The sequence below is a fragment of the Plesiomonas sp. ISS29 genome, assembly GCF_056522795.1.
This window is the reverse complement of the sequence record NZ_JAWRZQ010000001.1, coordinates 2140308-2152837: the sequence shown is the minus strand read 5'-3', so window position 1 is coordinate 2152837 and position 12530 is coordinate 2140308. Positions and strand designations below refer to the sequence as shown.

Here is a 12530-nt window from a genome sequence, read left to right as displayed (position 1 = left end):
AAGAGGTGTAGTTCTCGTTACTGATACAGTACAAAGTGTTAACAATGTGTGTTATGCCATGAATGTGAGGTATTGAACAGAGGGGAAGAGTAAAATAAAAAATAGCGAGGATAAAACAGAGCTAATACTGATACATTTAGCAGTTAACCCTATTACAAGTGGGTAGTAATAGGGTTTTTGCTATGCTTGTACCGTGTAATTAGTCTTCTCTTGACCATGAAGCTAAAAGCGATGTCGCAACAACATTACCAAGAAAAGCAAACGTCACCCATGTTGGACGATGGTTGTTTGATGTCAGATTTGTTGATAATGCCGCACCAAGAAACAGTACCCAAATGAGTGCCATTGTTGAAAGTGTAATCTCACCTTTATTTTTATGTAGCATAGTTGTTTCAACCTCGGTTTAACAATTTATTATTGTAGCATGTTTGCCATACTCATTTTATACAATGGGATGTATGTTCCACTTATTGCAAATATATATCATACATTACAGTGTGTTTCCATGACAATTATAAATTTTTCAACACTGGCAAGAGAGTATCTATTTATTTATTTATTATGCTGATGTTGAACAGAGATTTTTTTTAACGGATGTTCAAGTTTTCCATCATTATAGGCAGCTTCAATTTTTGCAATAATCACCTGATAGCCATCAAGCCACTTATCATGTTTTTGTTTTGCTTCTTTATGTATACTATTATGAATTAGCGTATCTAAACCTTCTTTTCCTTCCCAGTAATAAATGTTAATCAATTGACCAGATTCAGGGTGTGTATAACTTTCATCACCTAAGTAACCAACAGTTTTTTTTGCCATTTCAGCGATCATATTATCGAGGGTGTAAAACTCATCATCATACTCTTTCTTTTGAAAGATGAACGTGGCGGAGTAAATATCTTGCATAGTGGTATTTCCTAAATGTATGGATATTGATTATGTAGTGAATTGTGATACGAGTGTATGTAATAAAATGTATTATAGAGTATGTTTGTGTTAGTTATGTTAACATTGATTGATATATAATGTCTGAGTTTTCAGAAAAAGGGGAGATCCCTATGTTTTTTATAAAAACATGCTGGAAATTTAATGGTGATGGTTTTTTAGTAATGAATCAGTTAGTTGACCTAATTGTGTCATTATCTTGGATCAGTATCCCATTTTTATCCCACCATTCATATATTCACCTCTGTTTTTTTATTGCAAAATAAAAAGGTGGAAATAAGACCTGATATTTTCCTGGGTGATGTAGCTGTATTATTTGATGATTCACAAGGATGTGAGTGTAATGAGAGTGCTTCGGATAGCTATGGTTTTGTTAGTTTTAATACTGACTGGATGTGACTATAGTGCTGAATCAGCATTCGGAGTAGAGTGTTCGGCTGATGAAAACATAGATAATGAAAATGATGTTTCCTCTTTTAAATATGAAGGTCAGAGAGCTTTTGCATCTCTTCTGTTGAACAATAAACCAATAATATTTGAGCGAAAACAAAATAAACCAGCGCGTCGTACTTTTCCAAAGTTTGAAAATAATATTCCTGTGCTCAATGCCCGTAAACTTCCTTTTGAAATAAAAAAGTTACCCGATGTATATGATCAACTCTCTAAAAATTACCGTTCTAGCTATTTAGTTATTGACCATAATAGCGGGGATGTCCATTTAGGGATTGCTGGAATCGGTATGGTGGAGTTTGAACGAGGTATTTATCAGCATAATCCCATGCGTTATAATGAATTAGATAAAATGTAACTTCATAGTTCTATCTCACATGATCCTCATTTTAGCTAAAATCTATATGAAAAAATGGCATGGTTTATCTTTTGGCGTTATTATCTTTACCAAGAAGGAACACTGATTGAGTAGTATCTAAAAAGGTGAGCACTTGAGTTATTTTGCAGGGTTTAGGCAGAAAGTGACACAGATATGGCTAAGTATCCGACACGATATTGGGGCTGTTGCTGTTTTGCTGAATGGGTTGCTTATTTTTAAAACAATTTATCGAATGCCAATTGATCTGTTTGATATATTCAATATCAAAAGTTTTTCAGGGTTAGAGCTTTCATTGTTGGCTAATGCTCCATGGTTCATGCTTGGTGTCTTTCTTGTATTGAATTTCTTTGGCTTACTGTTTAGAGCCCGGTTAGCATGGGCAATGAGTATTATCCTATTACTCATAACACTTATCTATACAGCTCATTTCTACCCTTATCTGCAATTCAGTATTTGGTTTTGCGTTGCATCGATACTTATTCTAGCATTGTTAAAAAAAGACTTCTCACGTAGCAGTACAACAGCAGGGGGGATTTTTGCATTAATCAGCTTCTCATCACTCCTATTTTATTCAACATATGGAGCATTGTATTTTGGCGATGGTTTTAATCCAAAAATAGAAAGCTTAATGACATCATTCTATTTTTCAATTGAAACTATGACGACAGTAGGGTACGGTGATATTGTACCTATTTCTGAGTCTGCAAGATTATTTACAGTGTCTGTTATTGTTGCGGGAATTACAGTTTTTGCAACATCAATGACATCAATCTTTGGTCCATTGATCAGTGGTGGCATTAATAATCTAATTAAAGGGAATCATCGAAGAGTGAAAAGAAAAGATCACTTTATTATTTGTGGCCACTCTATTTTGGCGATTAATACAATTCAGCAGTTACATCAGCGTGGTCAAGAGGTGACTATTATCACCAATCGTCCTGAAGATGAACTGGCTCAGTTTCAACAGCGGTTAGAGGGCACATTTGATATTATCTCTGGTGATAGCAATGATAGTGCAGTGCTAAAAAAAGCAGGATTAGATAGCTGTAAGGCTATTTTGGCATTAAGTGATAATGATGCCGATAATGCTTTTGTGATCTTATCAGCTAAAGACGTGAATAAAGATGTGAAAACTGTGTTGTCTGTAAGTGACAGTAAAAATATAAATAAAGTAAAGAAAGTTCAGCCTGATGTTATTTTGTCGCCACAACTTTTTGGCAGCGAGATTTTAGCCAGAATATTGAATGGTGAACAAATTGATAATAGCTTACTGATCTCGATGCTATTAAATTCAGCGCATGGAATTATCAGTGAAGATGATGCCGTGAAGGCAACGTCCTCAGAAGGAAGTAGTGAAAATAAAAACGGTGATAATGCACAAGGAATTACCGGAAATAAGAGTTCTAGTAGTGATGCAGGAAAAAATCAAAATGATAACAATAAGTAATGCACATGGGGAATTATAAATATATAAATATAGGTGAGTGTCAGATTGTTTAAGTTAGGTTGCCGTATACGGTATACCGTATACGGTAAAGGTGTAAGCAGTGTGATGAGATAGCACTGTTTACACCAATATCTTTTTACAGATAATCAATAATCAATAATCAATAATCAATAGCTATACTAAGAACCATTAGGCTAATTCAAGATCAGCTTTAATAGTACAACTGCATGCTAATACATAACCGGAAGTGATCTCTTCTGCGCTTAGCGTCATCTGGCTGGATGATGTGGTGTTACCACTGATAACTTGAACCTTGCATGAGCCGCATACACCAGCACGGCAGGCCGCAAAAACAGGGACATTATGCTGCTCTAGCGCGGCCAGCAATGTTGTGCCTACCGGAACATGGATATCCCGCTGTAGCCCGCGAATATGTAATTTTGCTGTTGTATCGACAGTATCGGTCACGATTTTTTCTATTGTAGTACAGTTTTCTGCTGCAAGATTATCGTCTTTAGTATTAAAAAATGATTCCTGATAGAACTCACCTTGTTTAATACCGAGTTGCTCTGTCACTGTTTTACACAATTCCATATAAAGCTCAGGCCCGCAACTCATCACGGTATGTTTTTCTATATTTGGCACAAGCTGCTTTAACATATCAAATGATAACCGACCATTGAGTGGTGCAGGGTAATCCGGCTGCTTTGCCATAATATGTAAAGATAATGTTTTCGGGTACAATGCTGCAAGTTGTTGCCACTCTTGGGCGAAAATAACATCGTCAATACTGTGTGCATTATAAATAACAGTGACATGCGTATTTTTACGCTGATGCATTAACCAGCGTGTCATAGACATGATCGGAGTTATACCGCAACCGGCAGCAAGCATCAGATATTGTTTATTATTAGCATGCGTAGCACAGGTAAAATCACCCTGAGCATCACTTAACCACAATGTATCGCCAGCCTTAATCTGTGTTGTTAACCACTGAGACCCAACTCCATTGGGAATTTGTCGCACAGTAATGTTGATATATTCACTAACATCTGGTGATGAAGAGATTGTATATGCGCGTATAATACTATTATTGTCTGGTCTGTTTTTAGGCTGATTATTACCGATATTCACAAATGCATACTGGCCAGCCAAATAGAGATAAGGCTTGGCTGGGCGTAATGTCAGCGTGAAAACATCCGCGGTTTCTTGATGTAAAGCATGAACATACATTGCATTGTGGCAAAGGGTAGCGGCAGTCATCATAGTGATACTCACTGTAATATGAATAATAAAACTGAATAAATGATAGCGATAATATGGAAGGAATAAGCACATACAAAAAAGAATGTGCTTATATTTATTACAGGGGGCTAAAACTTATGCAGGGGATAAAATAGACTTCATATCTTCAGCTACAGTAGTAATAGAGCGCATCCCAAATTTTTCATTTAATATTGAAAGTACATTATCAGTTAAAAATGCAGGTGCAGTCGGGCCGGTATAAATATCTTTCACACCCAGAGCTAGCAATGTTAATAAAATAACAATCGCTTTTTGTTCAAACCAAGAAAGTACCAGCGTTAACGGTAAATCATTAATACCACAATTGAGTTTTTCTGCTAAATTAACCGCCAACATAATGGCTGAATAAGCATCATTACACTGACCGACATCAAGCAAACGTGGCAAAGCACCAATTGTACCAAAATCAAATTTATTAAAGCGATACTTACCACAAGCCAGCGTCATGATTAAGCAATCATCAGGGATCTCACGGGCAAAATCGGTAAAATAGTGGCGCTCACCACGGCTGCCATCACATCCGCCAACCAAAAATACGTGGCGCAGTTGCTTGTTTGCCACCATATCAATAACGGTATCCGCAGCACCGAGCAGCGTTTCGCGGCCAAAGCCTACAGTGATCATCTCATCGATTTCGGTATGCGAGAAACCCGCCATTTCCTGCGCTTGGGCAATCACCGCAGAGAAATCTTCACCTTCAAGATGTTTTACATTTGGCCAGCCAACAATGCTGCGTGTCCAGATTCGGTTGGCATAATTGCCAACATTCGGGTCAATAATGCAGTTAGATGTCATCACTACTGGGCCCGGGAAGCGAGCAAACTCCTCTTGCTGATTTTGCCATGCACTGCCGTAGTTACCGACCAGATGTGAGTATTTTTTCAGCTCAGGATAACCGTGAGCAGGCAGCATCTCTCCGTTAGTGTAGATATTAATCCCTGTACCTTCGGTTTGCTCTAACAGCGCTTTGAGGTCTTTAAGATCATGTCCCGAAATTAAAATTGCTTTGCCTTTTACCGCACGCACATTGACACTTGTTGGTACAGGGTTGCCGTATAAACCGGTTTCACCGGTATCAAGCATTGCCATAACATCAAAGTTCATCAAACCGATAGCCATAGCATTATCGAGCAGGGCTTGCATATCACTCGGGTTAGTACCCAGCCAAGCCATAAAACCGTGGAATTGAGCATAAACATCGGCACGTTGCTGCTCTAAAACGCGGGCATGCTCTAAATAAGCCGCTGCACCTTTGAGGCCATACAAACAAAGCATACGCAGGCCGTGAATATCATCACCAATTTCAGCTTTATCTTTATTCAGCGCATATTCAGCCGCTTGCATGGTAAGTGCAGGAATTGCCAAATCAGAAAGTTGGATATGAGCAACCGGAAGGGCAACATGTGCCTCGGCATTGTGTAATCGACACTGTGTGGCTAGCGCTTCACGCAAAGTAATAGCCTGCTGGATATACTCAACAATGCGGGCAGAATCAAAGTTAACGTTGGTCAGTGTTGCGAAAAATGCTTTTGGAACGAATGCATCTACATCAGCATCAATAATGGCATAGCTACGTGCCGTTACAGCCCATGCCGACAACCCTTCAAGTACTGCAACCAGTAGATCTTGCAAGTCAGAGGTTTCAGAGGTTTTACCACACATACCTTGTGCGTAAGAACAGCCGTTACCGACAGGAGTACGAATAGTTTGCTCACATTGAACACAATACATTGAAGCCTCGCATTAAGTTATATTTTATATGCTTGTTATAAATTCATCATAGAACTCATAAACAAGCATTTCAAATGCAACTTAATGCGATTTCATTCTGTCTTGATGCAGATCAATAATCAGAGCGCAAACAGTGCCATAAAGACCGGTGCACTGAGGCTGAGAATAAAGCCGCTGACAATCGCTGCGGGTACAAGCTGCACGCTGCCTGATTTTTGGATCACTGGCAGCGTAAAATCCATCGCCGTTGCACCACCAATACCTACCGCCGACATACTATAGCGGCGTACTAGCAGTGGAATAATCATAATTGCCACCAATTCACGGAGTAAATCATTGAAAAATGCTGCGCTGCCAAGCACCGGCCCGAGTGCATCGGTCAGCATAATACCGGAAAGGGAATACCAGCCGAACCCTGATGCAATGGCTAGCCCTTTATTGAGTGGCAGCCCTAACAGTAATGCTGCAATCAGCCCGCCGAGCAGGGAGCTGAGCAATACCACCACGGCAATCAGCATTCCACGGCGGTTAAGCAAAATTTGCCGCAGCGGCATATTGCTGTTACGCAACTGAATACCAATTAACCACAGCAAAAAAATCAGCGCATATTCACTGGCTTTTCCCGCATGTACAGACCAAGGTTGTGTTACCCAGCCTACGGCAAACCCAACAAATACAACGCCCAGTAATTGCAGTGAATCAGCCGCCATTTTTAGGCGTGAAGGCAATTCCTGTTGATGTAACGTGATAGGCCATGGCCAGCACTTATCCACCAAATATAAAGCAAGCAGATTTAACACGCTGATACAGGCAAAAAAAATCAGTGCATTTAGGGCGATGTGCTGCAAATTTGCAGAAAGGTTATCTAAATAAGAGAGTGTGATCCCCATTAAACCTAAAATGACATAAACCATCCAGCCACATAATTTACTAATCCACGGAGTGAGTGAAGGTTGGCGAAGCGGAAATAGGTAACCAATAAGCAGCGGAATAATCACAATTAACAGGCCGGAGTACATTATTTTTCCTCAAAACCAGCAGAGCGACAGGGGGATACTGACACGCTATCGCAAAGCTATAAGGCTGTAAAGAAATGTGTCTGAGATAACGTATCCGTAAAATAAAAAAAGAGACTGCCAATATTGTGAAGTGAAACCAACCGCAGATGTAAATTACTTGACCGCGTGCAATTGAAGAGTAACTCTCTTACAAGATAACGCCTTCACGAGGATGAGTGATGTTTCTCGAACGCATTGAAATCGTTGGATTTCGTGGTATTAACCGCTTGTCACTTTTGCTGGATGAGAACACCGTTTTAATCGGTGAAAATGCCTGGGGGAAATCAAGCTTATTGGATGCGTTAAGTTTGCTGTTAGCCCCGGCAGACACGTTGTACCGTTTTAAAGCGAGTGATTTTTATCATCCTCCGGGTGAGGAGCAGGCAACAGAGCGGCATCTGCACATTGTTTTTACCTTTCGTGAGCTGACATCAGGGCACTGGCAGCAGGCGCACTATGCGCCTTTTCAGGCCGCATGGGTTAATCTGCGCAGCGATAAATTACAGCGCCTGTATTTTCGGCTAGAAGGTGAGTGGTGTGATGATGGCTCGGTGTCCACATGGCGTAACTTTATTGATGAACAGGGGCGGCCTCTTCATCTTGGCAACATTGAGCCGCTGATCCACCGGCTGATCCGGTTGCATCCAGTATTGCGTCTGCGTGATGCGCGGTTAGTGCGTAACCAAAAAGCCCAACCTGAGCCTGCTCTAGTCAATACACATGAGCGTACAGATAAGCAGAACTCTAGACCACTGTCGCGCTATGATAGGGCGCGTCGCTATCTTTTGCAGCGGCGATCACGGCAGATGCAGACTGATTTTGTCGCATCTAAAACACTGCAGACTGAGGTCATTAACGCAAATAAAAATGAAAATGACTCCGCAGCAGCGTTTCAAACAGACCAACAAACAGACAACATTATGGGGGATGCAGAGCACATCACAGCACCCTTGGATATATCGGGTGAGCTCTCACAGCACATTTACAAAAGCCTGTCGGATAAACTAACCCACAATTTGCAAGATAACCCACAGCGCATTACCAACAAAGAGATCCGTGAAGGGCTAGATGCTGCCCGCCAGCTACTTGATCACTATTTTACCGAGCACAGCACATCACCGACAGTGGCCAGACGGCGAAGAAGCCCAGATTTGACCCTGCACAACTCATGGCAATCACTCGATATTTTGCGCGGTTTGGCACAGCGCCCTGAGAACCGCAATATCCGCCTGCTACTTTTGGGGATGTTTGCCAGTATTTTGCATGCCAAAGGCATTGAATCACTCGACCCGAACGCTAAACCGCTATTAATTGTGGAAGATCCGGAAACCCGTTTGCACCCGATTATGCTCTCGGTAGCATGGGGGCTGCTCTCGGAGTTACCGCTACAACGGCTGACGACAACTAACTCAGGTGAGCTGCTATCGTATGTACCGGTAGACCGCGTCTGCCGTTTGGTCCGACACTCAAGTCGGGTATCAGCCTACCGTATTTTACCCTCAATGCTCAGCCGCGAAGATAGCCGACGGATTGCATTTCACATCCGCTTAAACCGCGCATCATCACTGTTTGCACGTTGTTGGTTACTGGTTGAAGGGGAAACAGAGGTCTGGTTGCTGACTGAACTGGCGCGATTGGCCGGTTATCATTTGCAATCAGAAGGGATCAAAATTATTGAGTTTGCGCAGTGCGGCTTGAAACCTTTGATCAAATTTGCCAATGCAATGGGCATTGAGTGGCATGTACTGACCGACGGTGATGATGCTGGTAAAAAATATGCGGCAACCGTGCGCAGTTTTTTGCATACACCTTCGTCGCGCAATCAGTTCACTACTTATCCGGCAAATAACAGCACATTAAACCGCAGAGAGAATAGTATAGGTAACAATCTGACAAGTTCAGAGCGTGAAAACCTGACATTCTTACCGGTTGCTGATATGGAGCTGTATCTATTTCATGCCGGTTTTGCACATGTCTATTATCAAGTTGCCCGTCTGCCTGAAAATGTACCCCTTTCGCCGCGGCGGGTTATTGATAAAGCCATTCACCGAACATCTAAACCGGATATGGCGTTGGCAATCGTCGAAGAGGCCGAGCGAATGGGAACAGAATCCATACCGAAGTTGTTGCGTCAGATGTTTTCAAAGGTGGTATGGCTAGCTCGCGGGCGGGCAGGGTAGATTGGTATTAGATAATTATATATTAGGTTTTTATTCGCTGGTTGGTTATGTATTAATAAAGGCTGCATTATCGAGTGCCTGATACGGCACTCGATATCTGGCTATGTTTGACCGAGTGATAAATCAATAAATGTCGCCAGAGATCCGGCCAGAAAAGCGGCCGGAAAAGATCAAGATAACGGGGTGACTTGTGTACCGTTGAGCATATAATCTAGCGCTTCCATTGATGGAACATGCACACCATGATCGGCCACTGTCCAGCTGGCCAGTGCGGTCGCAAAGCGTAGCCCTTGTGCCATATCCCAGCCTTTAATAGCTGACCATGCTAATCCTGCTACCAGCGTATCACCTGCACCCACTTCAGAAACGACATTTATTTCCGGTGGAATACTGCGGCAACCGTCATTTTTTTGTACAGCAATTGCCCCTTGTGAACTGGCCGATATCACCACCGTATCAACGCCAAAACTGAGTAAACGGTGCGCATGTGGCAGGGCCTGTTCAAGCGTGGTAATCTCTTCACCACACCAGTGTGATAGCTCGTGTAAATTGGGTTTAATTAAGTGCGGCCCAGCTTTAATGCCTTCAGTCAGCGCCGTAGAGCTTGAGTCAAAATAGACCGTCGCGCCTTTTGCCCGTAAAGCACGGATTAGCTCAGCATAAAACCAAGGTTCGACACCGCGCGGTAAGCTGCCACTGAGAATGAACAGCGTTTCCGGTGACGCTTGATGGCGTAATTGATCGAACAAACGCTGCTGCAGGGCAGTATCAACATGAAATCCGGGAAAGTTAATTTCAGTCATGCGGGCATTCTCTTCTGCCAGCTTGATATTTACCCGCGTACGGCCATTGACCCGTAAAAACTGATCTTTCAGGCCTTTTTGCTCAAATAGGTTTTCAAAACCCATCTGGTTGTTGTCGCCCATAAAACCGCTTACGGTAACATCGGCACCTAAATCGGCTAAAATGCTGGCAACGTTAATCCCTTTACCCGCACAGTGGCGGCTAAAATCATTGACCAGATTGAGTTCACCCGGATGTAATTCATCAATGTTACCGGTTAAATCAATCGCCGGATTCAAGGTTACTGCAATCACACGCTGCATCAGCGATGACTCCTAAAAATAAAAATCAGTGACAACGACGACAGGGCTGCCGCTGATAATCAGCAATCAATAACTCAGCTCAATATAATGCCGTTAATCGTTTATACGCTATGATTGTACAAGCTGAAGCGAATCAGCACTAGCTGATTATTCTCAAGACGCAGAACATTTCAACACGGAACGCAGTCAGAGTAATGAAACGAGCAGATCATAGCAGATTTGTTATGCATTTTTAGAATAATTTTCACAAGAATAGTGCGTTTTTAGTTGTAGTAAAACGGGTATTCACATACTAGAGCGATTATACTTTTTGGGATATGGAAAACAGAGTAGGTAAGATAAACATGGCAAATAAGGCCTCAGCGGTACATATTTTAGTGAAAACCGAGAAAGAGTGCATCATGCTCAAGCAGAAATTGGCGGCAGGAGCTGATTTCGGAAAGCTGGCGCGTCAGTTTTCAACTTGCCCTTCAGGAAAGCAGGGGGGCGATTTAGGTGAGTTCAGTAAAGGGCAAATGGTGCGTGCTTTTGATCAGGTGGTGTTTTCTGCGCCATTATTGGAAGTGATGGGGCCGGTAAAAACACAATTTGGTTTTCATCTGATAAAAGTGTTGTACCGCAATTAGTGAATTAATATTTAGATATGCCGTAGCAAAAATACTACGGCATGTTTTAATAGCATGTTTGAAATGCGGCTAGTTATTATCAAATGAAGCAGTAATCAGCGGTTATTCATCATCTTCATCAAATTCGCTGTCATCAAACTCTTCCCCTGAAATATCTTCAAAATACCAGTAGCCGGTATTGACTAATTCAGTCAGTAGAGTCATAAAAGTAGCGTTATTCAGATGCTCACCTAGCTCATCGGCACTAAAAGATTCAAGATCGCAGAGTACCCGGCGTGTTTCTTCAGAGCCTTTTGGCAGCAGTAACTCTTCACCGTTAATAAAGCAACGCTCACCGAGATAAAACGCACGTAAACCGCCCAAGCGTTGCAGCGTCAGGCCACTTTGCAACATCTCATACAGATCATCAGGCGTAAATTCTGGTTCCGCTTCAACCAGATCAAGCTCGTGGCGAGATTGGCTGATAAAGTTGCCAAACCAGTTGTTGAAGTGGGCTTTATCGCTGAGTAAATCGAGCATCATCCGGTGGATTTTATCCGTTTCGGCAACGGTAATTTCACCCGGCGTGCTGGTTAGGGCAAGATCAGGATCATCATAACGGCGGTTACCCAGATCGTGCGCCAATACATGGTCAGCAAAGCTGCTGATCAGATCGCGCTGATCAGGCGCGCGGTATCCAACAGAGAAACTCATCGAGGTTTCAATAGAGTCACCATCGTGCGGGAATCCTGGTGGAATGTACAGAATGTCGCCGGGGTTTAGCTCTTCATCAATAATCGGTTCAAATTTTTCAACATGCAGCAGGCTTGGATGCGGGCAGTGTTGTTGCAGCGGCAGTTTATCACCGACACGCCAGCGGCGCAGGCCTGAACCCTGAATAATAAACACGCCATACTGATCAATGTGCGGGCCAACACCACCGTGCGGGGTAGAGAAGGAAACCATCAAATCATCAAGACGCCAGTTCGGTAGCACCCGAAACGGGGTGATCAATTTTGCCGCCAACGGATGCCAATGATTTACCGATTGAACCAGTAGTGACCAGTGCGTTTCCCCGAGGTGATCATAGCTCTCGAATGGGCCATGCTGCGCATTCCACTGCTGATTTTTGAAGCTAACAATACGGCTGTCGGCCTCAGGCTCGGTGGCAATACCGGCTAATTCATCAGCAGACATCGGGTCAATAAAATCGGTGAATGCACCGCGGAGGATGACAGGTTTTTTCTGCCAGTAAGTGGCCATAAAAGCGGGCCAATCAATGTTCAGTTGGTACGGCATAGCGCAGGATATCCTCAATAGAGTT

10 protein-coding genes and 1 pseudogene are annotated in these 12530 nt (G+C 42.6%); 4 read left to right on the top strand and 7 right to left on the bottom strand.

What is annotated here, in order from left to right:
- Positions 1-199 precede the first annotated feature (199 nt).
- Together AC1HDJ_RS09725 and AC1HDJ_RS09720 are read right to left on the bottom strand one after the other, a co-directional pair.
- On the bottom strand, positions 200-385 hold the full coding sequence (locus tag AC1HDJ_RS09725) for a hypothetical protein (RefSeq protein ID WP_479535471.1): 186 nt from the start codon (positions 383-385) through the stop codon (positions 200-202).
- Positions 386-552: 167 nt separating this feature from the next.
- Positions 553-906: a monooxygenase family protein gene (locus tag AC1HDJ_RS09720; RefSeq protein WP_479535469.1), complete on the bottom strand. Its 354-nt coding sequence runs from the start codon at positions 904-906 to the stop codon at positions 553-555.
- Between the two features lie 382 nt (positions 907-1288).
- Between AC1HDJ_RS09720 and AC1HDJ_RS09715 the strand changes: the two genes are divergently transcribed.
- Both AC1HDJ_RS09715 and kch read left to right on the top strand, forming a co-directional pair.
- Positions 1289-1753, top strand: coding sequence for a hypothetical protein (locus AC1HDJ_RS09715; protein WP_479535467.1), 465 nt, complete (start codon positions 1289-1291; stop codon positions 1751-1753).
- A gap of 133 nt (positions 1754-1886) precedes the next feature.
- A pseudogene (kch, locus tag AC1HDJ_RS09710) lies at positions 1887-3131 on the top strand (voltage-gated potassium channel protein); the annotation flags it as partial.
- A gap of 279 nt (positions 3132-3410) precedes the next feature.
- Here kch and hcr read toward each other — a convergent pair.
- From hcr to AC1HDJ_RS09695, 3 genes are all read right to left on the bottom strand, one after another.
- Positions 3411-4487 carry an NADH oxidoreductase gene (gene hcr, locus AC1HDJ_RS09705; protein ID WP_479535465.1) on the bottom strand — a complete coding sequence of 359 codons (1077 nt, stop codon included), beginning with the start codon at positions 4485-4487 and terminating at the stop codon, positions 3411-3413.
- A 114-nt stretch (positions 4488-4601) separates the two neighbouring features.
- Positions 4602-6257, bottom strand: a complete 1656-nt coding sequence (hcp, locus tag AC1HDJ_RS09700; RefSeq protein WP_479535463.1) for a hydroxylamine reductase — start codon at positions 6255-6257, stop codon at positions 4602-4604.
- Between the two features lie 119 nt (positions 6258-6376).
- Positions 6377-7276, bottom strand: a complete 900-nt coding sequence (locus tag AC1HDJ_RS09695; RefSeq protein WP_479535460.1) for a LysO family transporter — start codon at positions 7274-7276, stop codon at positions 6377-6379.
- A gap of 218 nt (positions 7277-7494) precedes the next feature.
- Between AC1HDJ_RS09695 and AC1HDJ_RS09690 the strand changes: the two genes are divergently transcribed.
- Positions 7495-9495, top strand: a complete 2001-nt coding sequence (locus AC1HDJ_RS09690; protein ID WP_479535458.1) for a DUF2813 domain-containing protein — start codon at positions 7495-7497, stop codon at positions 9493-9495.
- 170 nt (positions 9496-9665) lie between these two features.
- Here the strand turns inward: AC1HDJ_RS09690 and pfkB are convergent, their stop codons facing one another.
- Positions 9666-10601 (bottom strand): 1-phosphofructokinase, encoded by a 936-nt coding sequence (gene pfkB / locus AC1HDJ_RS09685; RefSeq protein WP_479535456.1) that lies wholly within the window; start codon positions 10599-10601, stop codon positions 9666-9668.
- A 344-nt stretch (positions 10602-10945) separates the two neighbouring features.
- Between pfkB and ppiC the strand changes: the two genes are divergently transcribed.
- Entirely contained in the window at positions 10946-11227 is a 282-nt protein-coding gene (gene ppiC / locus AC1HDJ_RS09680) for a peptidylprolyl isomerase PpiC (RefSeq protein WP_479535454.1), read from the top strand.
- A 102-nt stretch (positions 11228-11329) separates the two neighbouring features.
- Here the strand turns inward: ppiC and AC1HDJ_RS09675 are convergent, their stop codons facing one another.
- Positions 11330-12505, bottom strand: a complete 1176-nt coding sequence (locus AC1HDJ_RS09675) for a ribosomal protein uL16 3-hydroxylase (RefSeq protein WP_479535452.1) — start codon at positions 12503-12505, stop codon at positions 11330-11332.
- Positions 12506-12530 lie beyond the last annotated feature (25 nt).

Coding starts and splice junctions, on each gene's coding strand:
- AC1HDJ_RS09725 (WP_479535471.1), bottom strand. CDS start 385: ATGCTACATAAAAATAAAGGTGAGATTACACTTTCAACAATGGCACTC.
- AC1HDJ_RS09720 (WP_479535469.1), bottom strand. CDS start 906: ATGCAAGATATTTACTCCGCCACGTTCATCTTTCAAAAGAAAGAGTAT.
- AC1HDJ_RS09715 (WP_479535467.1), top strand. CDS start 1,289: ATGAGAGTGCTTCGGATAGCTATGGTTTTGTTAGTTTTAATACTGACT.
- hcr (WP_479535465.1), bottom strand. CDS start 4,487: ATGATGACTGCCGCTACCCTTTGCCACAATGCAATGTATGTTCATGCT.
- hcp (WP_479535463.1), bottom strand. CDS start 6,257: ATGTATTGTGTTCAATGTGAGCAAACTATTCGTACTCCTGTCGGTAAC.
- AC1HDJ_RS09695 (WP_479535460.1), bottom strand. CDS start 7,276: ATGTACTCCGGCCTGTTAATTGTGATTATTCCGCTGCTTATTGGTTAC.
- AC1HDJ_RS09690 (WP_479535458.1), top strand. CDS start 7,495: ATGTTTCTCGAACGCATTGAAATCGTTGGATTTCGTGGTATTAACCGC.
- pfkB (WP_479535456.1), bottom strand. CDS start 10,601: ATGCAGCGTGTGATTGCAGTAACCTTGAATCCGGCGATTGATTTAACC.
- ppiC (WP_479535454.1), top strand. CDS start 10,946: ATGGCAAATAAGGCCTCAGCGGTACATATTTTAGTGAAAACCGAGAAA.
- AC1HDJ_RS09675 (WP_479535452.1), bottom strand. CDS start 12,505: ATGCCGTACCAACTGAACATTGATTGGCCCGCTTTTATGGCCACTTAC.